The organism is Bartonella sp. PS7NMGDW (genome assembly GCF_042193585.1).
Lineage (GTDB): Bacteria > Pseudomonadota > Alphaproteobacteria > Rhizobiales > Rhizobiaceae > Bartonella > Bartonella grahamii.
In genome coordinates, this window is the sequence record NZ_JBHILX010000012.1 from 18,281 (window position 1) to 42,760 (window position 24,480).

At 38.8% G+C, this 24,480-nt stretch carries 20 protein-coding genes; 2 read left to right on the forward strand and 18 right to left on the reverse strand.

Going from position 1 to position 24,480, the window contains the following annotated elements; genetic code table 11:
• Positions 1-285 precede the first annotated feature (285 nt).
• The 17 genes from ACFIKJ_RS07265 to ACFIKJ_RS07345 form a co-directional block, all read right to left on the reverse strand.
• Positions 286-2,079, reverse strand: a complete 1,794-nt coding sequence (locus ACFIKJ_RS07265) for a BID domain-containing T4SS effector (protein ID WP_375626402.1) — start codon at positions 2,077-2,079, stop codon at positions 286-288.
• Between the two features lie 210 nt (positions 2,080-2,289).
• Positions 2,290-3,573, reverse strand: a complete 1,284-nt coding sequence (locus tag ACFIKJ_RS07270) for a BID domain-containing T4SS effector (protein WP_375670400.1) — start codon at positions 3,571-3,573, stop codon at positions 2,290-2,292.
• Positions 3,574-3,898: 325 nt separating this feature from the next.
• Entirely contained in the window at positions 3,899-5,212 is a 1,314-nt protein-coding gene (locus ACFIKJ_RS07275; protein WP_375670401.1) for a BID domain-containing T4SS effector, read from the reverse strand.
• A gap of 313 nt (positions 5,213-5,525) precedes the next feature.
• Positions 5,526-7,124, reverse strand: coding sequence for a BID domain-containing T4SS effector (locus ACFIKJ_RS07280; RefSeq protein ID WP_375670402.1), 1,599 nt, complete (start codon positions 7,122-7,124; stop codon positions 5,526-5,528).
• Positions 7,125-8,277: 1,153 nt separating this feature from the next.
• Positions 8,278-10,194 carry a Ti-type conjugative transfer system protein TraG gene (gene traG / locus ACFIKJ_RS07285; protein WP_375653923.1) on the reverse strand — a complete coding sequence of 639 codons (1,917 nt, stop codon included), beginning with the start codon at positions 10,192-10,194 and terminating at the stop codon, positions 8,278-8,280.
• 155 nt (positions 10,195-10,349) lie between these two features.
• Positions 10,350-11,984: a BID domain-containing T4SS effector gene (locus ACFIKJ_RS07290; protein ID WP_375626390.1), complete on the reverse strand. Its 1,635-nt coding sequence runs from the start codon at positions 11,982-11,984 to the stop codon at positions 10,350-10,352.
• Positions 11,985-11,994: 10 nt separating this feature from the next.
• Positions 11,995-12,210, reverse strand: a complete 216-nt coding sequence (locus ACFIKJ_RS07295) for an antitoxin VbhA family protein (protein WP_015856714.1) — start codon at positions 12,208-12,210, stop codon at positions 11,995-11,997.
• 65 nt (positions 12,211-12,275) lie between these two features.
• The gene (virB11, locus tag ACFIKJ_RS07300) at positions 12,276-13,346 is read right to left on the reverse strand and encodes a P-type DNA transfer ATPase VirB11 (RefSeq protein ID WP_015856713.1); all 1,071 of its coding nucleotides are present in this window, start codon (positions 13,344-13,346) and stop codon (positions 12,276-12,278) included.
• On the reverse strand, positions 13,343-14,503 hold the full coding sequence (gene virB10 / locus ACFIKJ_RS07305) for a type IV secretion system protein VirB10 (protein WP_375626387.1): 1,161 nt from the start codon (positions 14,501-14,503) through the stop codon (positions 13,343-13,345). The genes virB11 and virB10 overlap by 4 nt, the downstream gene beginning before the upstream one ends.
• Positions 14,496-15,362: a P-type conjugative transfer protein VirB9 gene (gene virB9 / locus ACFIKJ_RS07310; RefSeq protein ID WP_375626385.1), complete on the reverse strand. Its 867-nt coding sequence runs from the start codon at positions 15,360-15,362 to the stop codon at positions 14,496-14,498. Before virB9 ends, virB10 begins: the two co-directional genes overlap by 8 nt.
• Positions 15,359-16,063 carry a virB8 family protein gene (locus ACFIKJ_RS07315; RefSeq protein WP_273788313.1) on the reverse strand — a complete coding sequence of 235 codons (705 nt, stop codon included), beginning with the start codon at positions 16,061-16,063 and terminating at the stop codon, positions 15,359-15,361. The genes virB9 and ACFIKJ_RS07315 overlap by 4 nt, the downstream gene beginning before the upstream one ends.
• Positions 16,017-16,319: a type IV secretion system protein VirB7 gene (locus ACFIKJ_RS07320; protein WP_375626383.1), complete on the reverse strand. Its 303-nt coding sequence runs from the start codon at positions 16,317-16,319 to the stop codon at positions 16,017-16,019. The genes ACFIKJ_RS07315 and ACFIKJ_RS07320 overlap by 47 nt, the downstream gene beginning before the upstream one ends.
• Positions 16,320-16,529: 210 nt before the next feature.
• Complete coding sequence (locus ACFIKJ_RS07325; RefSeq protein ID WP_375626427.1) at positions 16,530-17,516, reverse strand: type IV secretion system protein; 987 nt, start codon at positions 17,514-17,516, stop codon at positions 16,530-16,532.
• Positions 17,503-18,024 carry a type IV secretion system protein VirB5 gene (locus ACFIKJ_RS07330; protein WP_375626381.1) on the reverse strand — a complete coding sequence of 174 codons (522 nt, stop codon included), beginning with the start codon at positions 18,022-18,024 and terminating at the stop codon, positions 17,503-17,505. The genes ACFIKJ_RS07325 and ACFIKJ_RS07330 overlap by 14 nt, the downstream gene beginning before the upstream one ends.
• Positions 18,021-20,375 (reverse strand): VirB4 family type IV secretion/conjugal transfer ATPase, encoded by a 2,355-nt coding sequence (locus tag ACFIKJ_RS07335; RefSeq protein ID WP_375653924.1) that lies wholly within the window; start codon positions 20,373-20,375, stop codon positions 18,021-18,023. The genes ACFIKJ_RS07330 and ACFIKJ_RS07335 overlap by 4 nt, the downstream gene beginning before the upstream one ends.
• Before the next feature lie 22 nt (positions 20,376-20,397).
• On the reverse strand, positions 20,398-20,706 hold the full coding sequence (locus ACFIKJ_RS07340) for a type IV secretion system protein VirB3 (protein WP_212112790.1): 309 nt from the start codon (positions 20,704-20,706) through the stop codon (positions 20,398-20,400).
• Positions 20,707-21,027 (reverse strand): TrbC/VirB2 family protein, encoded by a 321-nt coding sequence (locus ACFIKJ_RS07345; protein ID WP_375626379.1) that lies wholly within the window; start codon positions 21,025-21,027, stop codon positions 20,707-20,709.
• Between the two features lie 399 nt (positions 21,028-21,426).
• On the opposite strand from ACFIKJ_RS07345, the gene ACFIKJ_RS07350 reads away from it, so the two are divergent.
• The gene (locus ACFIKJ_RS07350) at positions 21,427-22,167 is read left to right on the forward strand and encodes a hypothetical protein (RefSeq protein WP_375626378.1); all 741 of its coding nucleotides are present in this window, start codon (positions 21,427-21,429) and stop codon (positions 22,165-22,167) included.
• 1,046 nt (positions 22,168-23,213) lie between these two features.
• The gene (locus ACFIKJ_RS07355) at positions 23,214-23,450 is read left to right on the forward strand and encodes an EexN family lipoprotein (protein WP_375626376.1); all 237 of its coding nucleotides are present in this window, start codon (positions 23,214-23,216) and stop codon (positions 23,448-23,450) included.
• Positions 23,451-23,805: 355 nt separating this feature from the next.
• Here the strand turns inward: ACFIKJ_RS07355 and ACFIKJ_RS07360 are convergent.
• Positions 23,806-24,480, reverse strand: a 675-nt coding sequence (locus ACFIKJ_RS07360; RefSeq protein WP_375670403.1) for a tyrosine-type recombinase/integrase, incomplete at its 5' end; no start/stop codon positions are given.

Below are 24,480 nucleotides of genomic sequence, written 5' to 3' on the forward strand. Positions count from 1 at the left end.
TTTGAAAGCTTTTTTACATTTTTTGCCTTTTATTATTTCATGGTGTTTTCTTCAAAGAAGAATGCCCATTTTAATGATTGAAAAAAATTGACCTTATTCGCATGAAACAAAGTTAAAGTGTGTAATTTTTATGAAGTATTATCGTGAAATTTTATCAATGAATTCTGTAAAATAATGGGGTGTCTTATTCAAAGTCTGCTGTATTTCATACACCGTCTTTGATGCAATCTTGGCAAGATAATTGCATCAAAGTTTTGTATGAAAAGCCAACAATTAGGAGATTTATCACGACAAAGCTATAGCTTTTGATGTTTCGGCTCTGCGCGGTCGAATATGTGGCTGGTCTTCCTCTTGATGCCGCTTTGCTGTTGAGCGTTCAGGTAACTTCGGGGGCTGCGATAAGCTTTGCTGCTTTTGTAATTTTTTATCGAGATCGGTAAGTGGTTGATGACGTTTTTGTTTCTCTTCCTGATGGTTTTGCACTATAGTTTCTCTTAACTGTTTTATTGTATCAGCATAATCTTTAATGGCGGTACAAAGGGTAGGGATATTTTCTTCAGCGGCTTTGCGTGCTCCGTTTTTTATGCCAAGGGTTTTTCTACCAGCAAGTGGAGCAAAAGATGTAGAATCCTTTTCAATTTGAAATACAAGCTCTTCTCCCACCTCTGGAATTTTGTGCATATCTTCTAGTCTATATTGCAAAACAAATGGATCATCATAAACAATTTGGCACCAATATTGGACCTCTCTTTGACCATATTGAATCGATGGATCTTGTTGAACTCTGCGGGCAATTTCCTGATTTGAGAGAGGCTTTATTTTCTTTTCTGAGTTGAGCGGATTTTGTAAATGTTGATTTATTGGCTCTTCCTCTTGTGCTTGTCGCTGATGTTGTTGTTCCGTGTGAGAAGCTTGTGAAATCTTTTCACTTTTTGTATATTTTGAAGTATACACATAATCGTTAATTGCAGTACGTAGGGTAGGAAGATTTTCTTCAGCTTTTCTGCGCGCATGATTTTTTATGCCAAGAACTTTTCTACCAGCAAGCTTAGAAATAGACTTAGGCCGTTCTGTAATATCCCATAAGAGCTGTTCTCCCATATCGGGGTTTTCTTTGATTGCTTCTATTCTTTCATTTAAAATAAGCCGGTCGCCATAAACCTTTTCGCACAAAAATCGTATTTCTTCTTGATATGCTACGAGCAATAGCTCTCTTTCCATTGTATTAATGGATGTTTTTTGTCCGTGAGACGGTTTTGGCTGTTCAATTGCTGTGTGTGGAGAGGCAGGTTTTGGGATGACAGCATCGCTTTGTTTTCTGTTTTCCATACGGTGTGGTTTTCGTGAAGGAGGTACTGCATATGTTCCACTATCTTGTGATGATGAACTACTTTGTTGCCTGACTTTCATATGTGTTGGTGTTTTGGGGCTAACACTTGGGTAGAGTGTTTCAGAATTCTGGATTTTTGCATCGTTCTGTACTCTGTCTCTCATGCGTGGGGGAAGGGGTGGAGCCACTTTTGTCTGTAGGGAGGGGAGCTCTTGAACTGTTGGTTTGTTTTGTTGCCTATCTTTTGCACGCGGAGGTCTTTGTGGTGCTGCTTTTGTGTGCGGAGAGGAGTTTTCTTGGATTTTTGAACTGGGGATTTTTGAGCTGGGGATTGTTGTGCCAGTTTGTGTTTTTTCTCTCATGCGTGGAGGAGGGGGCGGAGCCACTTTTGTCTGTAGGGAGGGGGGCTCTTGAACTGTTGGTTTGTTTTGTTGCCTCTCTTTTGCACGTGGAGGTCTTTGTGGCGCTGCTTGTGTATGCGGAGAGGAGTTTTTTTGTGGGGGAGGCGTCTCTTGTTTTTTGGTGCTAGGAGGTATTGTGCTGGTTTGCACTGGGGTTTTCATGCGTGGGGGGGGCGGTGGAGCAACCTTTGGGTGGTGTGATAAATTTTCTGGGCGTTTTTGTACAGTTGGTTTTGGCAAACTTTGAGAAATTTGGGGAGGGGGGGTTCTGGTGGGGGATTGTTCAGTCTGTTGTTGAAATTTTTCCATCATTTCGGTGATAAAAGGGGAAGGATTTCTTTTTTTCATACATGTTCCTTTCAAACTCTTCCAATATTGTTTTTAAATACTATTTAAAAATATGCGTTGGTTTTTATTCTGTTTTATGCTTTTTCACTTGCTTTTATGAGAGAGGATATGAAACTGAATGGTTCCACAATAATCGGTTCTCTTGGCGCAAATGATCTTTGCTATGTGTTGCGCCAAGATGTTGAATTCAATGTGAAAACTTATGTCTGTTTAGGTGGCAAAAGCCATCGCTTTTGGTATCGCAGTTTTGCGAGGACGAATATCTGTTTCTCTTTGTTGAGTAGAGGTTGTTGCTTTTTCACGAGTTACTGTTGAATGCTCAGTGCGTTCAACAGATTGTGATAAGCGTTGTTGTTGATGCAAATCTTGCGCCTGTTCAGAAGATGGTTCATGGCGCTTTTGTTTTGCCTGTTCGGTTTGCAAAATGCTCTCTCTTACTTGTGTTACAGCCGTTGCATAATTGTCAGCGGCGTCAATTAAGTGAGAAAGACCAGCTTCAGCATGTCTGCGTGCTTGATTTTTAAAGCCAAAAAGACTGACACCAGCGTACTTGTGAAAAGATTGAGGATTTCCGACAAGTTGCTGTGCAAGTGGTTCTATTGTTTCAGGGCTTTGAAAAAGTGTTTCCACTTGTGATTGCAAAATGTTTGCGTTACCAAAAACAACTTCGCACCAATATTTGATCTGGGCATAGTGCCTTTTGACTTTTGAATGTTGTTGAATTTTGGTAGAAATTTCTGCCTCTGAAAGAGTTTCTTTTTCACGTTGATCTGGTTTTTGCAGAAGTTCAGTGACTGCTGCCTTTCCCATTAAACGTTCATAGTTTTTGAGTTCTTGCTCTGGAGATTGCAATAGGCTCTCTCTTGCCTGTTTTACAGCTTTTGTATAACAATCAACGGTGACGCAAAGGGCGGAAAAATCTTCTTCCGCTTGTTTGCGCGTTCGATTTTTGAAGCCAAACGTGCTGGTGCCTGAAAGTTTAGCAATACTTTCAGGATGGGCTGCCATGCGCCATGAGAGCTCCTTTCCTGCAGCAGGATTTTTTTGAATTTCCTGCATTTTTTCTTGCAAAATATTTGAATCGCCATATGCACTTGCGGATAAACGTTGGATTTCCTCTCGATATGTTTGAACCAATGAATGGTGTGGAAGCAATTGAATGATTTCTTCCTCTGAGAGAATTCTTGTTGCCCTTTTTTGAGAAACTTGTGAAGTAACTGTTGAGTGTGTCGTTTCAAGTTGTTTCTGCCTTTTGGTAGAGTTGCCTCTTGTTAGAAGCGTTGTTGGATTTGTTGATGCATGTACAGTTTCTTCTTCTAAAAGAGATTGTCTTTCCTCATCTTTTTCCAGTATGGATGACAGTCTTTTGCTTTGTGAAAGCGTTTCTTTAGGGAGGGAGTCACCGCCTGATACTTCTGCTGCTGCTTTTTCATAGAGCTCTATAAGTTCTTGTATTGAAGGAGATGGAAAAGGGTGAGGGTGATCTTTTTTCATGTATGTTTCCTTTCAAGAATTGTTTTAGAAAACCTCTTTGGTGCACACTCTCGCCCTTTATACTTTTATGGTTTTTATAAGAAGATATCAAAATTGAGTGGTCTCCAAAGAACGACGCTATTTACCATCATCGTAGTGGGACTTTGTGTCTTTTATACAGTTTTTTTATGAAATTTTATCAATAAGTTATGATAAATTACAGGATCCACTTTTAGAACTATTTTTTGTAATATTTTAAAACAACTCTTGGCGCAATCGTAATGAAACGATTTGCGCCAAGAAATTCAATGAAAAATAAAAATTTATGTACTTTACGGGGACTCACTTACATGGCAAAAGCCATTCCTTTTTCGCCATGTCTTTGCCGTTGTGGGCTGTGCTCTGGACTATTTTGTTCTTGTCCTCTTGTGTGATGACGACGATGATGGTGGTGATGTCTGTGCTCTGAGTCTCTTTCTGGACTTTCGTGTCTTTGACCTCTTTCTCTTTCCTGCTCCCGTGTAAACTGTTTATGGAGCTTTTGTGTAGTATGGATATGTCTCTCAAGAGCTGAGCAAAGGGGAGAAAAACCCTCTTCAGCTTCTTTGCGTGCGTGACTTTTTATGCCAAGTGCTTTCCTACCTGCAAGCTTACCCGCGCTTTCGGGATTTTCTGCAAGGTCCTGTAAGACTTTTTCTGCATTTTTGGGATCGTCAAGAATCTTAGCCAAGTGTCCATTCAAAGCATGTTCGTTACCGTAAACAACTTTGCACCACTCTTGGGTTTCTCTTACACCATATTGAAAGTTTGTGTTTTGTAAAAGCTTTGTTGTAATCTCATCTTTCGGGGTTCTGGGAGGTGTTGTCGTTCCTCTGCCAACGCCTTGGTAGATGGGATTTTCTCGTTGTTGGGACTCTTGTCCACCTTCAGCTCCCACGCCAACCGTTGCATAGACAGATTCTAGCGGTCTTTGGGGGGAGCGCCCACCACTTTCACCAAATTCAAGCTCTGCATAGAGATGTTCTGGTTCATGGGGATATCGTCCACCTTGTGCACCTTCACCAATTGTCTCGTAAGGGGACGTTTGCCAACCTTTCGCCTCCAGATCCGTTACTGCATAGGGATCTACGAGTTTGTCGGCGCGTCGCCCATCACTTGGTTCTCCACCAAGTCTGTCATAGGGATTTTCTAGTGGCTTTTGGGGAGCATAGATCGTTGTTGGTGGTTGTTGAAGTGTATATTGTTGTGGGTTGCGCTGTTCTTTGGGTGGTTTGTTAACCTTTGCGTAGAGGTCTTCTACATTAGAAGCTCCTAGGTTTTGTTGTTCTAGTGGCTTTTTGGGAGCATAGATCGTTGTTGGTGGTTGTTGAAGTGTATATTGTTGTGGGTTGCGCTGTTCTTTGGGTGGTTTGTTAACCTTTGCGTAGAGGTCTTCTACATTAGAAGCTCCTAGGTTTTGTTGTTCTAGTGGCTTTTTGGGAGCATAGACCGTTGTTGGTGGTTGTTGAAGTGTATATTGTTGTGGGTTGCGCTGTTCTTTGGGTGGTTTATTAACCTTTGCGTAGAGGTCTTCTACATTAGAAGCTCCTAGATTTTGTTGTTCAAATTGTCGTCTTAGTTCATCTACATTGGTAGAAGCGGTTGGGTGACTTTTTTTCATGGCTGTTTCCTTTCAATATTTTTAGAAAACCTCTTTGGCGTTGGCGCATTCCCTACTTTTTGATAACTGTAAGACACAAGGCAGATATCGAATTGAATGACCTCCAAAGATTTCGCGCTATTCATATTTATATATAGTGGACATTTATGTCTTTTATACAGTTTTTTTATGAAATTTTATCAATAAGTTATAGTAAATTACAGGATTCATTTTTAGGACTATTTTTTGTAACATTTTAAAACAATTGGTGAGCGCAATGGAGATAAAATGATTTGCGCCAAGAGTTAGTTGGAAGAAAAAAGTTCACTCGTTTTTAGCCGGTAAGAGCAAGTGATGAAGAGCGATTAACTTTTAAGGTGGGAGCTTGACATTGTGCTTCTTTGGTGTTCCTTACAGTATTCGCAATTTCTTTTGCTCTGCTTTCTGATGTTCCAAGTAGGCAAGCTAGTCTGGTATAATCTTTTTCTTGTATGGCTTTACGATCTTCTGAGGATAGACGATTATGTAGTTGGCGCGAAAAGTGATGGAGTTCTTGTCGCAGTGAACGAGAATGCAATAAATCTTCTCTTTGTTGTTCTCCTGGTAAGGCAAAAAGGTTTTGTAAATTTTTTCCAGGTGTTTCGACGGTGTGGCTCAGGCGTTTTTGTTCTCTTTGATGTTGTTCTAAAGTTTCTTCTTTTGTTTGTTCTGTTATTGTGGCATAATTTTTAAGGGCTTGGCTGAGTTGTGGAACAGTTTGTTCCGCCTGTCTGCGATTTGGACTTTTCATGTCAAGTATTTTTCTTCCTGCAAGTTTAGAAATTGATTGAGGGTTTTGTAAAATTTCATTGGCAAACTGATTTCCTAAGCTTGGATCTGCCGTTAAGATATCCGTTTTTGTCTTTAATGCGTGGGCTTTACCATAAACAATCTTTGATAATTTTTCGATTTCTTTTCGGCATGCTTCAACATAAGGGTCATTTGAAATCCTTGTGAATAACTCTTCATGTGTGAGAGGTGCTAATGTCTCTTTTGGGATCAGTGTTTCTTGTAAGCTTTGAACGTTGTTTTTTTGAAAGCAGAGGCGGGCACCGTTTTGTAATGTTTTGACGAGTTCTGGGGGGAGATCATCTTTGTGGCCGACGACGAAAGCACCGTCTACTTCCATGACAAAACCTTCTGCTGAAAAACCTCTAAAGATGCCTTCATAGGGGATCCCTTCTTTTGCGGCAACAACAATACGATTGTTAATTTCATCTAGTCCAGCATTTCTCATTTGGGAGATGAATTCTTTTAAAACAAGGGATTTTTGCGGATGCGTGATATCTTCAAAAAGATCCTTCATCGGTTGGGGATTGCCGTATTGCATGGCTTCAATACAAGCTGCTGTCATGCGTCTTTTTGTGATGAAAGAAAAGTCAATGGTATGTCCTGCTGCTTGTCCAAGTTTTTCCATAAACATTCGATTTACGCGCCCATTCCCTTTTCGGAAAGGATGTGCGTGCTCGAGCACCATAAAAACTTCAGCGGCATTTTCAGCAAATTCTTGGCGCGATAAACCTTTTAAATTGTTCTTCTCATTAAGTGTTTTTTCGAGTTGTTTTAGTTTTTTTTGAATCTGCGGTCCGACAGCAAAAGGAACTTCATAACCTTTGGGACGCATCGCCGGCATATGGGCAGAGGTTCCGTCTTCAAATGTAAAGGATACATCACGGGTTTTTCCAGCCCATTCAAAAGTTTTGTGGAAGAGGCTCCAGTGAATTAATTTTAAATAAGTGGAATCAAATTTTTGTGGAAGTGGTTCATGGCGAAAATTGACAGCTTCTCTGGCGGTATCATGGGCACAGCGTTCATACAGTTTTTTGGGATTTTTTATGCCGTATTTATTTTTGAGTGTTAAGGTACCTTTATATAAATAATTTTGCTCTAACATATAATCTCTCCTAAGTAGGGTGGTGGTTGATAAGCGTCTTAAACGCTGCATATGAAAAATTCCCCTTCGCGTATTCTTTTGAGATTTTTGGTGTTATGAGAGGGAGTGCTTTTCCCTCAAGTGTATGGATGGTTGTATCGATCGTTTTGTGATACTTTTGAAAGGTTTTCTGATGTTTCTTTTTGTTTATTATCCTGTTGTGCTGTAAAATACTGGTATTGAAGGTGCTGGTATGAATCCCATGAGTGGTCAGAAAATGGATTATCTACAAGTTGACTCTGGAAAAAACTCCATTCTTTGAGGTGTAAGGAAGAGGTCAAAAAGAAAAACGTTGCTTAAAATTGTTGGTTTTTTTCTTTTAATAAAGTTATTTGTAAGAGCGCTTTGATGAAGATCGTGGATATGGCGGGTGCAATCGCTCTTGGTTTGCGGATGGAGTTGGTACTTTTCATACACAGTACTTAGATTAGTGAATCTATGGGCAAAAGCAGTCATCAAGAATCTTTCTCCATTATGTTTTTCTTATTGCTCCATACGAACATCTTGCCATATGAACATCTCGTTTGTGTATGTTTGAAACAAATTGTTTTTTATTTTGATTGTTGCTCTTATCGTATTGCGCTTCTTTAAGATCCATAAGAGAGGAATCCCTTTCTTTGGTTGGGGAGAAAGGCTTTTTTTCAGCGCTTTATCATTAAAGTAGAACACTTTATGATATCGTAAAGGGGAAAAGCTTGTATAAGGATGATTTATTCATTTTGATGTATATCTAAAATGTTTTTTTTGGAAAAGTCGATGTTCTTGAATGTAGGTGTCTTGAGAGTTCTTATCTCAAAGATTAAATTTTGGGTTGTTTGTAGGGGACAAATTATACACAAAAAGCTTTGGAGGAATGTATTTGCAGACTTTCCTCAGTGGAGATGTTGGTTTAGTTATAGGTGATTTGATGAGGGGATTGGTGTTTTTTATAAAGACGATGGGCGCTGGTAAAATGATACACAAAATACAAAAAGGAAAAAACACGGATTTTTTTTATCATGTTTTCCCTATGTGTGTGAGGAAGCGGGTAAAAACTTTTTGTTAACGGGCTTTTAAAAAACAGAAATGTATATTGTTTTTGTTCTTTTCATAGTCAAGATCTCATAAGAGGAGGTTAGTTTTTCTTTTGTGGGGCAAAGCGGTTTTTTGCAGCTGCGGCTAACATTTCTTTTCTTCTGAAATAGATAGCGCGTCCACATCGCAAAGGAGGTTGTCCTTGCATAAGGATAATTTGTTCGTCTTGACGCATTTCTTGAATAACTTCATGGGGTAAAATCAGAGCTCTTTGTTGGTAATTGACGTTGTATGAACCCTTTCCTAAAGATAAGCCTCTTGATTTGCTTGTTCCGGTTACTTCAACGGTCATTTGTCCACAGCGTTCTGAAATGTCTTTGGCAGTTTGGAAGTCTTTAATGGCAGCATAGCTGACAAAGGAGCAGCTTTCAAACCATGAACGTGCTCCAGCTTCTCCAAAGTGATTGACCAACTGACCAGAAGATTGATAAAAAAGCATTAAGGATGTACCGTATTTACGTCCACGATCGCGCGCTTCTTCTAAAATATTCATATAGCCTAGAAGATCAACTTCATCTAAGACAAATAAAACACGCTTTTTATAGTTACCGTCTGCTGTAACCATGGCATTGAGAAAGGCGCCAATAATCACGCGTCCAATAGCTGGATAACTGTTTAAAATGCTTGCGGGGAGATTGAGAAAAACATCTGTATTGCCATTTGTAATATCTGAGGAAAAAAAATCATCTCCGCAGACAAGATCTGCGTAATTGGACAAAGAAAGCCATTGAGTGTCTTTTGATGCGGTTGTATAGACTCCTGAAAAGGTTTGCTCTGCCATTTCTGTAAAAATGCCAACCATTTCGCGAATAAAAGGAGAAGGTGTTGTTTCTTGAATCATACGTAGTTGATTGACAACAGCTGTTTCTGATTGAGAGAGAATTCCACGCAATGTTTTTAAATTGCGCTCGTTGTCTTTATATTCATCAGAAAATATAACATGAGCAAGAAGAGCTGTTAAAAGGTTATGAGCTTGTGTCGAGAAATATTCCGCTGAAGAATTGTCTGATTTTTTATCTGTAAGAAGCAACTTAGAAAAGCTTACAATATTTGCTTCGCGTTGTGTGCGTGGTACGCTGTCGTCTAAAAGCCAATCGATGACATTAAAATTTTTTGTTAAAAATGAATTGGGATCGAGAACAATGACATTTCTATTCCCCATCTTTTGACGCGCAAATTTGACCATTGGGGCAACTTCTGTTGAAGGATCAAGACAAATAATAGACCCTGGATAGGTTAAGCACGTAGGAACTACTGTACTTGTGGTTTTATAGCCACCAGAACCAGCAAAAAAGATCATATGAGTTGAGCCAAAATCAAGATTAAAGGTTAGCAAAGGGGCTGTCCCACCCTTTCCCCATGTTGTTTTATTGCCAGGTGCAAAGGGAATTTTGCACACATTATCTTGATCAACACGGTATCTTTCACCCACAACAATTTGCCCATTGGCAGGAAAAATTTTCGCTGCCTCTCTTAAATTCATCCACGCGGATTCACCAAACACACCTTTTTTTGCTCGCCTGACCTTATTTTTAGGTGGAGAGGTTGTTATCAATTGAATAACGGAAAAAAAAACACCAATGATGATGCCAAAGACAATCATGGGGTCCATGAATTGAAGCGCATAATTCCACGTTATTCCTTGTTGTCCAACATAGGGACTTAAACGTTTTATTTCTCCACCAATATAATAAAGAGCTGCGGTTCCAAAAAAGATAAGGGAAACGAAAGTAATTCCTTTACGTAAGTGCAGCTTTTGCGAGAGACTATAAAACAATGACACAGCAGCTGTTAGTGCTAAGACTAGTAAAGGTTCTGAACGAAGTGTCCAATAAATTTGATTGCTCTTTAGTCCATTTGTTATAAACAACAAAAAATGAGGAACAAAGAATATCGTTAAAGCACCTAAAGCGATTGGTGTTAAAATGAGTACCATTTGTGTCTTGGTATATTTCATTGTATTTACTTTCAATTCTATCAGAACATGCTGCGAAAAGCTCTCTTTTCAGGTGTGTGATATTAACTCTCATCTCTTTTTGCAAAGGTGCAGATGACGCCAAACAGTTCTCGTTTATGAGCCCTTCTTATAAAGGAGGAAGCTTTTATCCATTCTTAGCAAGCCATAGCAAATGCTTTGGAACGATGCATTGTGCATACTTGTGTTTGCTGATGTAGCTCTTTGGCTTGCTTAACGGTTTGTGTAATTTGTTTGGCTTTATTTTCTGATACACCAATGCTTTGAGCCAGTGTTTCATACTCATTATTTTTGACAGCTTTATGTTCAGTTAGTGAGAGACGGCTATTGATGTTTTTTACAAAGTCGGTAAGCTCTTTTTGAAGTAAAGGATTTTTTGCTAAAGCTTCTTGCTGTAATTCTTTTGGCAAGGTGAAGAGCTCTTGTAAGCTTTTGCTTGGCATTTTTACTATTTTTGCACGACGACTTTGTTCTGTTGCATGTTCTTGAGTAATTTCCTTCTCCGCATGTTTTACAGCATGGGCGAAATTTGCAACGGTAGTACAGAGCATCTCAAGATGATTTTTAGCGTTTGCACGTGCTTGATTTTGTAGTCCACATAAACTGAAACCTGCAAGATGAGAAACAGAGTGCGGTGCTCTTTCAATCTGGTTGGCGAGCTGTTGGCCTAAGCTTGGATTTTTGATGATCTCTAGCATCTGTTTATCTAATGTTTTTTCTTTACCATAAACAATTTTTGCCAATTTCTGGACCTGTTTTAAGCTTGCGTGGACGCAAGAATCTTCTGCAACCATTTCGGCTTTTTTATTTTCTGTCAAAGGAGCTAATCTTTCTTCTGGAATGAGAATGCTTTCAAGCTCTTTTGTTTTTGGAACTGTAAAGGTAAATTTGTCACCGGGTTTTAATGTTTTGAGTTGTTCTGGTGTGAGATGCTCTTTATTGCCGATGATATAAGCCCCTTTCACATTGAATGCAAAGCTATCATAACCAGCACCTCTATACATTCCTGTGTAGGTTTCACCTTCTTTTGCAACCATAACGGGACGATCATTAACATTGCGCCCAAGTTCTTTCATGTTGTTCATGAATTCCTTTAAAAGAAGTATTTTATTGGGATTAGAGATATCCTCAAATAGATGTTGCATTGGTTCTAGATCACCATTTTCTGCTACAGCAACACTGGCGAGCATCATGCGTTCTTTTGTAACAAGTGAAAAATCAAGCTGATGGCCTGCTGCTTGAGCGAGCTTTTCAAAAAAGACCCGTTGTGTACGTCCGTTGCCTTCTCTAAAAGGATGGAGCTGGTTAAGGAAGTTAAATAAACTTATTGCTTCAGAGTTAAATTTCTCACGCGTTAAGCCTTGCAAATTATCTTTTTCGGCAAGTGTTTGATCTAATTTTTGTAAACCTTCAGGGATTTCATCACCGAGTGCAAAAGGATTTTCCCATCCTGTTCTTTTCATTTCGGGCATAGCGGCTGTGGTACCATCTTCAAATGTAAAGGGAAGATGGCGAAGATGACCAGCCCATTCAAAGGTATTTTTAAATAACTGATAATGAATAGAGCATAGATAGGAGGTATCAAATTTTTCTGGTAGGGGGGCTGCACGCAGATTAACCATCGCTTTTGCTGTATCATGCGAGCATTTCTCCAGAAAGGATTTAAAGTTTTTTATTCCATATTTATTTTTGAGTGTTGTGGTGTTCGGGTAGACATAATGATGAGGAGAAACTGTCTGTATATTTTTTGTTTTTTCTTTTGCTTTCGGCATCGTAGCTTCCTTATAATGTTACGTTGTCCATGAGAGTATTAAATTCCTCGAGTGAAATATTCCCCCTTGCATATTCTTCTAAAATTTTTAGCGTTTTGGAATGTAGCGCTATTCCCTCTATTGCATGGGTGCTGATGGCTGCTTCAACCGCTTCACGGCGTTGTTTTAATTCTTCTACTGTCATAGGTAAAAGGTTTTCGCTGTTTTCTGTTGCTTTGGTTTTCATGCATTTTTCCTTTTATGTGCAATCGTTGCTTTAAAAGAGCCTTTAGCAACCGATGTGATCTTCTTTTAGTCTCCTCCAAAGATGTTTCGTTGTTTGAAGGGATCATAATAAATTTCTGTGACCTTAAACTTTCCTTCAACCCGTTTGCATTGGATGATGATATCAATCATTGAAATCAACAGTCCTCGAATATCATCACGCTCTAAATCACCTCCTCCGTCACTTTCTTTGACCAAAAGGGTCATTTGCTCAAAGGCAGCAAGGGCTGTTGAGGCATGAACCGTTGTAATGGAACCTGGATGACCTGAATTGACATTGCGGATATAATAAAAGGCTGTACCATCTCGAAGTTCTTGCAAAAGAATACGATCAGGACGCATCCGTAAAGATGATTCAAGCAACTCTTTGGGTCCAACAGAGGCTAAGCCTTGTCCATCTTTTGAATAGAACATCGAGACATGATTAGGGTGCGGTATCACCAATTCTTGTGTATCTTCAATGGTAATAATACGCTCTTCTTGAGGAATTTTGGCGATTAATGCTTTTGATAATGTTGTTTTACCCGAACCAGTTTTTCCTGCAATTAAAATATTTTTCTGGCATTTTACAGCTTGATTTAAAAAGGAGACAAAGTCTTTATTGCAGTAGGCATGAGCTAAGTTATGCTCGATGATTTTGAGTTCGTTAAAACGAGAAAGATAATCATTCAATGGCGTGAAAGATATCTGTTCACACAGTGAAAACAGACCTTTATTCGCGAGCTCTTCGAGAGAAAAACTCTGCGATGATGGTTTGCGAATTGTCATACTAATCGTGTTTTTTTCGACAGCCGGCGGAATAACAACTTGAATGCGCTCATTACCTGGCAGAGTAGCCGATAATATTGGATTCTTGTCTGATATGTTTTGCTTGGAATAGGATGCGACAACTTTCGCAATCCCCATAAGCTCATTAAAAGAGAGAGCCGGTGCTTCTATTGTTTTCCATCCATCAATACCTTCCGTCATTACTTGATAGGGACGATTGATAACAATTTCAAAAAGACTTTCATCTTTCAAAAAAGCACGGATGGGTTCAAGTTTTGTGAGAACAATCGCGATGGTTTCATCGCTCATGGTATGTAAGTTTGAGTTCATTTTAAAGGTATCACAGAATTTTTGTAAAAGTTTCTTGAAACAGCTCGATTGGTAATCTGTTTTTTATTTTCGATGACTTTCAATTTATAGACGCTGGAAAAATCCAAATCGCGGGCAACAAAGATATTCACCATTTCCCCTTGGTTTTTGGATAATGTTGGAGGAATATTGGCGTAATTTTCTACGAGAATGTTTGCGATGTTTTGTCCTGAAGAGATTGTTTCAGTTTCTTCTTTTTCCTGTTTTTTTGATAAACGTTTATTGGCATAGTTTGTCGCATCTTTTATCAGGGAGACAAGAAGCGCAGATCCAATCCTCTCGAGCCAATGGTTATCAATATCTCCATCTATACCAGAACGCCCTAAACTGTCTGTTGCAGGTGAAGCTAAGGATATAATGATACCATTAGGGGTTTTTGCTCTATTCCATAGCACAAAGAGACGTGTTTGGCCTTTTTTCAAGCCGGCGCGATATTCACCAACAATTTGGGTACCTTTATCAAGAAGGACAACACGACCATTGTCTGATAAGATATCTCTGGAGACGATACAACTGGCAAAACCTTGTTGATCACTGTTGATGGCTGTTTCTAAAATACAAGGGATAGAAGTTCCCATCGCGATGATGTAGTTTCGATTGCCAAGGGTTGAAGCACGAATACCTTCAAGCACTGTGGGTTTGAGAAGATGATTAAAACGTTGTGTCGTTTCATCAGGTTTACTTTCAAGTTGGTGAGGCAATACACCATTATTTGTTTGTGAATCTATTTTGCCTTGTTGTGTATTTGCATAAGCTAATACAGGAGCACGTTGTGCTGCTTCCAGAAGTGAGTCATCAGAATTTAATTGATTGATGTTTGGTGTTGGTAGCTCGACTTTTGGCAATAGAGCGTTATTTCGTTGAGGCTGTTCAAGGGGGGAGGGGGTAGGCTTTGCAGGGCGAAAAAGCTCTGTTTGTTTTATAACTTTTCCTTCTTTTGAAGATTCAATTGGTTGTTTTTTTTCTGTAACAAGTGTTGAATAGGCTAAATAAAGACAGACACTGAAAAGAATAATAAGAGCAATAGCTTTCCCTACATTGTTCTGTTGACTTTTTCCTTGAGCATTTTTTATTGTATCGCGATCATTGATGCTTTTTTCATCCACGGCGTTATTCATGGCTGCTTCCTAGGTTCACTTTACGTTGTACAGATGGTGATGTCGTACCTGTTTCAGGGTTAATTCCTTCTGGTACGAACCTTTTATTAAAGATGCACAATACTTCATTCCCACGCCGTAGCGTGAATTGTGCAGCTGTTGCATGAACAATAACTTTGTTGCCTTTAATCGATTTGGGAATAAGCGCTTCTTGCCCATCAGGCGATACAATGTAAATGGCAGGGATTTCAATGTTGCCTAAAAAGGTAAAGGTTGTTGTTTTTCCATTGTCATAGACAGACGCAGGTTCAATGAGGGATGAGCCTTGGGCTTCATAAGCCCAATTGCGTGGTCCAAAATCTTCATGGATATTTAAAACATCATTGACAAAGTTTTCTTCACGTTGTTTTGCTTTTTCTGCTTCGGCTAATTTCTTACGTAAGGCTTCATCTTCTGGATAACGAAACTTTACCAAGAAATACGTCTCATTGCCGGCTGAAACATCGCCTTCACGGACTTGCAGCTCGAATTGATAAGAGCGTTGTGTACCATCTTGGCGGCTTGTGACAATTTGTAAATTGGTCACAGGTTGGACTTCACGCGGCTTGAGAAAAACAAAGTGACCAGCCGGCGCAACTTGCCAAGCAACGGAATTTCCAATTCCTACATAGGTTACTTCTTCATCGTCGGCAAATTCTAGCTGAACTGAAGAGCGAATGGAGCCAATGATTTGCACAACATTGTAAGGGTCATAATTGACAAATCTGATGCGGTTATCTTTACGTGCACTGACAGGCGCTGTTTCCGCAAATGAGAGGACTGTGTGAAAGCTGAGAGTAATCGTAAAAATTAAAAAGATTGTTTGTAAAAGTCTGATCATTTTATCACCTCTGGATCAGATCTATATTCCGATACTTGAAAACCAAGTGGGTTGATGAGACGGTCAGATGTTGAAATGTGTGCGTTCACGTAGGAAAAATTTAAGATTGAAATCCAATGGGAAATATTTTCTTTTTCATTAAAGTCTCTGACCGTTTTATAGTAACGAACTTGGATAAGATCTTTGCTTATAAAAGAGATTGATTTGATTGTGACGGTAGCAATCATGTTATGATAAATATTTTGCGGACTTTCTGGATTATTGCCCGCGTACCATTTTGCAAAACGGTTTTGTTCTTTTGGAGAAGATAAAAGAGAAACTAAGCGAAAATTGTTTTCTGCTTCGGATGCTTGAAAACCTTCACGGGCACGAACATATTGGCTGGCAAAATAACGCGTTATCGCTTCATCATAGTCGTTAGGGGATTCTTTGAGGGCGCTTACAGTATCAATAATGCCTGTTGAGTTATCAACGCGGATAACAAAAGGCTCTACCGTTTTCAAAGGCGTCAAAGCTGCGACAGCTAAAGCCAGCGCAATCGTCATCAATCCAAAAAGCACTGTTAAAGCCATGGAAATTTTCATTCGCACGCGCATGCTATGCATGCGATCAATGTCAAATGAGCGGGCTTCTTTTATATATTCTTCAAGGGCATCACTTTTCACGCGTAACCTCCACAGTTTTATCAGATCGTGCTTCATGAATAACCGGCTTTAATAAAGCTGAATTTGCTGTTGCTTTTTCACTTTCCAAAGTATTGAGAATGATAGGAGTTGTAACAGTCTTTACGCTCTTTTCTGGGTGGACAACGTTTTGATTGTCCCAATTCCACTTATCTTTATTTAAAGCACGTGTATGTTTGCCATTACAGCGTGGTGGTTTTTTGGGGCCACTCAAAGAGGCGCAACCAGTAAGAGCGATTGTTAGGACCATAACAAAAGTTATTTTTCGTTTCATTTTTTGAACTCACAAATATCTTGGAATACAATGCATGAGAGCCTTTATTTTGGACACTTTTACAAGTCTATGTGATGCAAGACTTTGATTGGTTTTGTTGTAAGACCCGAGATGTTAGGTCTTATCTGGAACAGGACCATGGCGCGTGCGCCAAAGGGCGCACGCAAGGCTAAAACAAAAGTGCTTATTCTTTTAAAGAGGTGCTTTATCTTAAAACCGACCACGACCACCTCCAGATCTTCCTGCTTTTGCTGCCGCGCCTGCCGCACCTTTAGAAGCGTTACCGGCAGCACCTGAGATTTGTAAAGCGGCATTTTTTACTGTATTCGCACTCGTTCTTGCACCATTGGCAAGCATTGTGAAAACCTGTCCTCCTGAAGAGACACCAGTGTTAAAGTATGGTCCGCCAGAGGCCAGCGCTGTTGCAATACCGGGAAGCGCACGGAAGATAATAACCCCTATGATCGAAATGACGAGGACAGGGGGGAAAAGAACATAGATTGATTCATATGAAACTTTGAGAACCTGTAGAATAACTTGACATATAATTGTTCCAAGCATGATCACGAGAACCTGTAAAATGGTAAAATTGATCAAAGTTGTAATCCATGCATCGGTGTATTTTCGCGTTGCATTAAACAAATATAAACTAATGAATAGAGGACCAAGACCTATAATCATTACGAGTGCAACTTGTGCAAACATTTGCACAATAAAACCACCTATACAAAAAAGAATAACGGCTAAAAGCATGATAGAACCAAGAAGCCCCACAACGATCTTTTCAAAAAACCAAGCGTTGTATAAAACTTCTTGATAGCGAGTATTTGCCTTTAACAAAATATAATCAAAAACATTGGAGCTTGCAGGATTGCTGTTAAGCGCATTTCCAATAGCATTGGATAAATCTTTGAAGAAAATATCCTTGACATAAGTATTAAATGTATCCGCATTCGTTGCCATTGTTGTCACAACAACGATTTTAACAACATTATTGAGAAGACTATGCATGGAAAGCGCAACGCGACCTGTCATAACATTATAGCCATAAAGAAAGATAAAAATGATTGCGGCGAGATTTAAGGGCGCTGAAATAGCAGAAGATAACCCTCTCACCGTTGTGTCCATCACATTATCGAGAGGGGTTAAAATATACCCAGAAATGCTTTCAAATGGAGAAAAACTAAAGTCTGACATTTGTACTCGTACTTTCAAGTTTTTCTTTTAATTGTTTTTCTTTTTCTTTTAATTGTGCCTCAAGGTATTTATGTTTTTGTTGTTCCTTTTCTTCACGCATTTCGTCTTTTGTTTTCGTATCTCTTGCTTGAATCATATCAAGAGACTGAAGTTTTAGAGAAGCCACTTGAAGATCGGCTTGAAGAAGAGAAAGTTTTACTTGAAGCTCTTGTTGAAGAGCTTGAAGCTTCTGCAATTCTTCAAGGCTAGGTTTTTTTACAGCTTCTGTTGTTGTTATATCTGTTTGTGACTTAAGTTGTTCAAGTTGATGACTTATTGCTTTAATTTTTTTTGCAGTTTCAGTTGCAGTTTTATATACGCTTTCAGCTGTTTCTGATTTTGCAGCATCTAATTTTTGTGTATTCTCGAGTGCTTGTTTATAATATTCATCCGCATCGGGTGTCGTTTGTGATATTGCATGTGAAATAAAAGAAAAAGATAACAGTGTAACTAAGCCATATTTTTTCATTGATTTTTTCTCCTTTGATAAAATATGGGCAGCCATTTGTCAGGGTCTGCTCCATATTCGTTGATAATTTCATTCATGAGTTCAATGTTTTTTGTTGTGCCGCTTAAAACGGCGATCTCATCATTCATTCCACGTAAGTTAAGTTCTGCAACGACGGAACTTTGTCCTTGTTTGACGAGAAAACGGCGAGATTCTCTGCTTAATTCTGACTGTATCAGTTCAAATTCACGCTCAGTAAGTTTGAAAGCTTCGACATAATCATTGTAATTTGCTTTTTGATTTGGAAAAAATATTTGGGTGGGGCATTGCTCAATAATTGTGTGCGCGATTGTTGAGTTCAAAGCATCTTTAGGGCTTTGTGTTGCAAAGAGCATCATGCCATTTTGTTTACGAATTGTTTTTAACCGATCTTGCGCAAAAGCTTTGAACGAATCATCTTCCAAAGCTTTCCAGAATTCATCAACGACAATAATGATGCGCCGCCCATCAATCAAATCAAGAATGCGGTGAAAGAGATACATCATTAAGGGGCGCCGAATTTCTTCATTGTCTAAGAAATCGGTCATGTCATATCCAATGAACTGTGCGTTTAAATTGAGATCATCTTGATCATTATCAAAAACCCACCCTAAATCATTGCCCCTAATCCAGCGTTGTAGTCGTATGGCGATACCTTCTTTTGATGTGTTGTCAAAAAACAGTTGAAGTGCACCAAGAGAACGTTGTGTTGGGGGTAAGTTTTCTAAAGAATCGATGGCTTTGGCGATATCTTGTCGCTCTTCTTCTGTTACGATTTTCCCTTCAGCGCTTACCAGCTTTAAGATCCAATTACGAAGAAAGATTTTATTTTTTTCAGTGTATTCCATGCCCTTTAAGGGAGAAATCCCTGTGGGCTGCCCATTTTTTAGAGGTTTATATTTCCCTCCTCCAGCTCGTACAAAAATCTCTGCTCCTTGATCTTTATCAAAAAAAACCATAGTTGGATTGTGTTTTTGTAATTGTGCAAGAAGAAAATTAACAATCACTGTTTTACCAGATCCCGATGGGCCACAAACAAACGTATTTCCAAGATCGCCATAATGAAAATTAAAATAGTAAGGTGAACCAGCCTGTGTTTTTAGCAATGCGACAGCAGCCCCCCAAACATTATCGTTCAGTTTGCCAACGGGGAAAGAATGGAAGGGCGATAAAGCGGCAAAGTTTCTGCTGGTAATGGCGCCTGAACGCGCACGATAGCTAAAGTTTCCAGGAAGCTGTGCCCACCATGCTGCTTCCAATCCTAAATCTTCTCTGGCAATTACGGCTCCCCCATTGGTTAAATGGGAACGTGCTTTTGATAAGTTTTCAGACAATATTTTGGGATGATCAGCAAAAACAGCTAAAGAAATGTGATGCTCGCCCAAAACAAAACGGTTTGATTCTAAATCATCTAGCGCTTCATCGAGTGCATCAATTTGTGAACTAGCACGGTCAGCTGCATTGATCATTTGATTTTGCTTGCGGCTCATAATCGCACCGGCGGCCGCCTTACTTTTAAAGACAAAGGATTGTGTTAAAATGAATTCAAATGGTACCGTAAGCAAACCATCAGTCATACCAGGGCGTGTTTTAGAAGGGTATTCTTTCCATCCAAACATGCCAGCAAAGCGTTCATTACTTTCATGGCGAATTTCGATAATTTCTTTCCCAAAAATAACACGATCCGAGTAAATCGTTGAAGCAATAGTTCCAAATGTGAGAGGAATACGCTCACGTCTTCCCCCCACCAGCTGGTGGAGAAATTCACTTTGTTCAGAAAATAAAATACCTTCATGTTCATAGATTGATAGCAGACGGACTTCATACTCTTCTAAACCTTGCATAAGGTCTTGACTTAACTCTTCGAGTTTACGAATAGCTTCCTCATCGGGTTCAGATTGTGTTTTCTTCGCTTTGCTCAAGCGCTGAAAAAATGAAACCAGCTTTTCTGTTTTATCCGCTGCCGGATTCCAAAGCAGTGAAATAAATAGATCATTTCTATACAGTTCTTGCGAAACCATTTTCTTTTTATATTTTTCATCTAATGTTGTTGCAAAAGATGAAAGAAAGTGACCTTCTGGGTATATCGTTTCACGGCGGCGGATGATGTGAGAATATAAAGCAAGCCGTTCGTCTGCGATATTTTTTAAAAGGGTGTTTAATTGGTTGTGTAAAGAATTTAATTGATCAATATCCGCAGTGTCAAAATTTATACCCTCAACAGCCATCACAACCATTAAACAGCGTGAATTTAAAGCAACGACATGTTGGTTGATGTAGCGTATATAGGGAATATATTCTTCAGGCAAAGTTTCCCGTTTCATTATTGACATCTGTTTCACCGGCTTGGCTCCTTCAGCTTAGTTCCTTATAAGTTCGGATAAGGCGCAAGGGGGAGGTCGAACCTCCTCCCCATCGGTTGAGGTTTTTTTGTTTTCCTCGAGTATTGAGCCATGCAAATAATACGCGAAATTGGTTGTGATCATACTTTGTCACTTCTCGCAAAATAAAGTGCATCCCAATCCCAAGACCAAACATGGTAAAATCACTCGTCAAAATAAAAAGAATGGATGTCGCCATGACATTAAGCGCCATCGCTTCCATTGTAACACCAGCAAACATGGCTGGGCGCGTACAGGCAAGGAAAAGAGTATCTTCGTTCATTTATGTTGTGCCCGCTAATTTACCAACGAGAGCAGGGGCACCAAAAACAATAGCAATCCCGAGAACACAGTAAGCTGCTTTGCGTAAGTCAATAAAGCCGTACATCCAACCAATCCCCACAGCAGCAACACATATAATTGCAATAAGCTTTGCCGTTGCACCCGTCATCATTGTGACAATGTTGCCTAAAACACCATCAAGATTTCCCAGACCACCTCCACTAGCAGCAGGAGCAGCATAAGAAAGATCAGATACAAAAACTGCCGTAAAAAGCAGCATGGTCACGATAAAAATGATGTTTTGGAATCTATTATCTGTCATTTTACCTCTCTTTAACAAATAATATTTGTTCATATGTCGACATTCCATTTCCTCTAACAAACTGGAGAATGCTGTCATTTGATAACAGTTTAATCTTCTCGTTTGTTTGTTTTAAAAGCCTTGATAGTGGATCTGTTCACTCTCAAACTCTTTTTCTTAAAGAGACAGAAGTCTTTTCAAACTTGGATTGTGTTACATGAAAATGGCAATTTTAAGTTGTATGTATTGGTAAAGACAATAATATTAAAACAATGCAAGTAAGGAATATTATTCTTTACAAAATGTAGTTAATATGCAACACAGATATTTGGATTTTTTTCTTTAAAAACAATGGGATTAGTGATAAATAATGTGAAAGGATAGAAAAACAATGAATTTTTTGAGCGAGCGTGTTAAGAAATGCTATTTAAATTGATTGTTATTATTTACATTATGGGTTCCATAGTGTGGGGATTAAGCCAGTATAAAGATAAAATAGATTTCAGTATTCTTAAAACATTTGAGATGCAAGATATACAAGATATTCTCAATTTTTATCGAAAAGAAAAAAATCGAGAAGAAGAAAAGTTGGTTAAATCTATCACCAAACAGCAATTAGAAAAAAATGAACCAGTTCTCGATTTGCAGAAGAGTGTTTCATCAAACGATGTTGCAAATAATGCTGTTGTTTTTCATGGTAAGGCCTCTGTTACAAGTGGGGTTACATTTAAATTACTGACGCCTGCTGCACAATCTTGGCGCTCATATATCACCCGTGATATTCATCTTTATGGTGTAGACACGTGCGCACCACGCCAAAAAGCACGATTAAATGATCAAGAATGGCCCTGTGGTGCGGTTACAACGGCTTGGCTTGTCACCAAAACACTTGGGCAGGATTTATCCTGTAAACAGGCTGTGATGCACAATGGTGTTTATTATGCGCAATGTTTTGTTCAAGGGGTTGATTTAGCTGAGGCAGGTCTTACAGAAGGTATGTTGGTCCTCTCAAAAGAGGGAAAAGATCCTATTCCAACTCAGTACTATCATGCGGAAGAAAAAGCACGCAACAACAAGATCGGTCTTTGGTCAAGTGATTTCACTGAACCTTTAAAATGGCGGCGAGATAATGGATCTTACAACCCCTTTGAAAATCCGTGATTGGCTTTAACGAACATATTTACTTAAATTTTTATAGAGAAAACTTTATCAATAAAATTGCACCAGAGCATAGGGCAAAAGACCATAGGGAAAGTTTGAATAAACCGTGAGATTATTTCCGCTTGTGAAGTAAATGGATAATATTTCCATTTTCAAGGGGGGGCTCTCAAAATCGCTCTTCTATTTTTACTTATGTGTTTTATAAAAGCAGGAAAATTTCATTGTTGGTGGCAAAACGTTTTTGAGTATTTGTGTTTGAAGGAGAAAATGAGACGATAAAAAACGCTCAAGAAATGGATTTCTAGAGCAGAGTTGATAAAAGTGAAAAATGAATAGATCCCAAAATGGCGTAACGTTTGATATAACGGATAGAATATTTTACAGTGCCTTAAAAGAATTCCTAGCAAAAGTTTTTTCATCAGAATTTTGTCTTCAGGATTGGATCACGTTTTTTTACTTCTTTAAGAGTGATCAAACTGTTTCATTCCTTGAAAAGCTTTCATAATTATCTGCTTCTAAATTCAGACTTCTAAAAGATGGATTTCAAACAGACTCCACACGAAGAAATCTTCGTAAAAATGATTTGCATTGTTGATTGTTTTCTATATATTACAAGATGTTTTTATTTAAGCATTCGATGGGGGAAACAATAATCAACATACGAATAGGTAAAAAGAGCTCATACTTTTTTGTAATGGCTTTGTAGTCTATTGATCGTGATACTAAGCGTTATAATGCTCATAGGCTTTTTATAGGGTGAGGGGCGCGGTTCCTATCGCAATGTGACTATTTGAAATCAGTTGGAAAAAAACATTAGTGCGTCTTCTGATTTTGTCATTTTTACTCAGTTTGGGCTTTTTTCTTCTCATTATATTTTATGACAAACTCATACGATGGCTGTCGTGAGTTCTTCTTACGTTATTTTACTCAGAGTGCTCACTTTGAAAGCAAGTAAGTGATAGTAAGGCTGTCTTCTCATACAGTATGAAAACTTAACACCCATTTGGGGGATGATGTTAACAGATAAGGTATTTAAAGAGGGTAAAATGAAAAAAATTATTTTATTATGCATGGCTCTATTATTCGCTGTGGGGTGTGAAAAAACTTATAGCGTAGAGGATTTTAAGAAAGATGCAAAATTAAGGGAAGAATGGGGAAAGAAGTGTTTTCTTTCAGGACAAGCTGTTAAGGAATCTAAAAATTGTAAAAATGTTTTACAAGCAGATACTGAAATGTTTTTCTCGCCAAAGCTTAATTCTACAGATCGTGGTCATGCGTTTTAACGGTTATGCATCTCAACAGTAAAGTGTTATATAAAAATTCTAAAATAAAGAAGTTACGTTTCAACGAATAGTTTCTTCTTTAATTTTTATAGCGGAGATTTTTATCATTTTTCATCTTTCAGATGAGCTCCCCAAATCATATTTGCAATCCTATTGTTTGTTTCATCTTTGTTAGATTGAGGATTATGATCATGAGAAAACAGGATAGCATTGTCTTATAGAAACATCTCTTAAGGCAACCAATCCCATTTCACGGTGGTGTCCGTGAATGGTATATAAAAAGCAAGTAAAATAAAATAGTTATGTCTAATATGGGGGAATAGGTGAATCTTGATTCTATTGAGTTTTTTTGCCTCTATCCCTCATCTTTTTGAAGCTTTTTTATCGCCTCTATAGCTAACCTTTTACGGTCTGCGCTCTTTGTGTAAAGAGATGCCATAGCATCATTTGTCCAGCCAAAAATTGCTTTGAGTTGTGATACTGTTGCACCAGAGTTAGCTGCGCGTGTTGCTGCTAATTTTCTTAATCCATGCGCCGATTTTTTAATTCCAGCCGCATTACAAGCGTCTCTAAATGTATCGCCAAAGCTTTCTTTGGAGAGTTTTTGATTAGTTTTACTACAGATGAAAGTTTCTGTTCCAATAGGACCAGCTTCAAGCGTTTTGGCTAATTCCGGTAAAATAGGTAGAAAGACATCTGTTTGGAATTTACTTTTCTCTGTTTTGAGATGAATAATATTGTCTTTGACATCTTTCCAGCCAATGCGAACCGCATCACCACGACGTAAGCCCGTATACAGAAGAATATCAATCCAAACGCGTTCATGGGTACCATGGGACCATCTTTGATAATATTTCTCAACATCTTCTTCTGTCCAAACAGGAAAGCCGCTTTTATTTTTAAGAGGAGGTTTTTTGACGCCTAAAGTTGGATTATTTTCCAAAAGACCTTGATCAATTGCCCAATTAAAAAGTCCATTAAGGGCTTTCAGAAAGTTTCTAGCCATTGCTGGTGTTTCTTTACGCCGTTC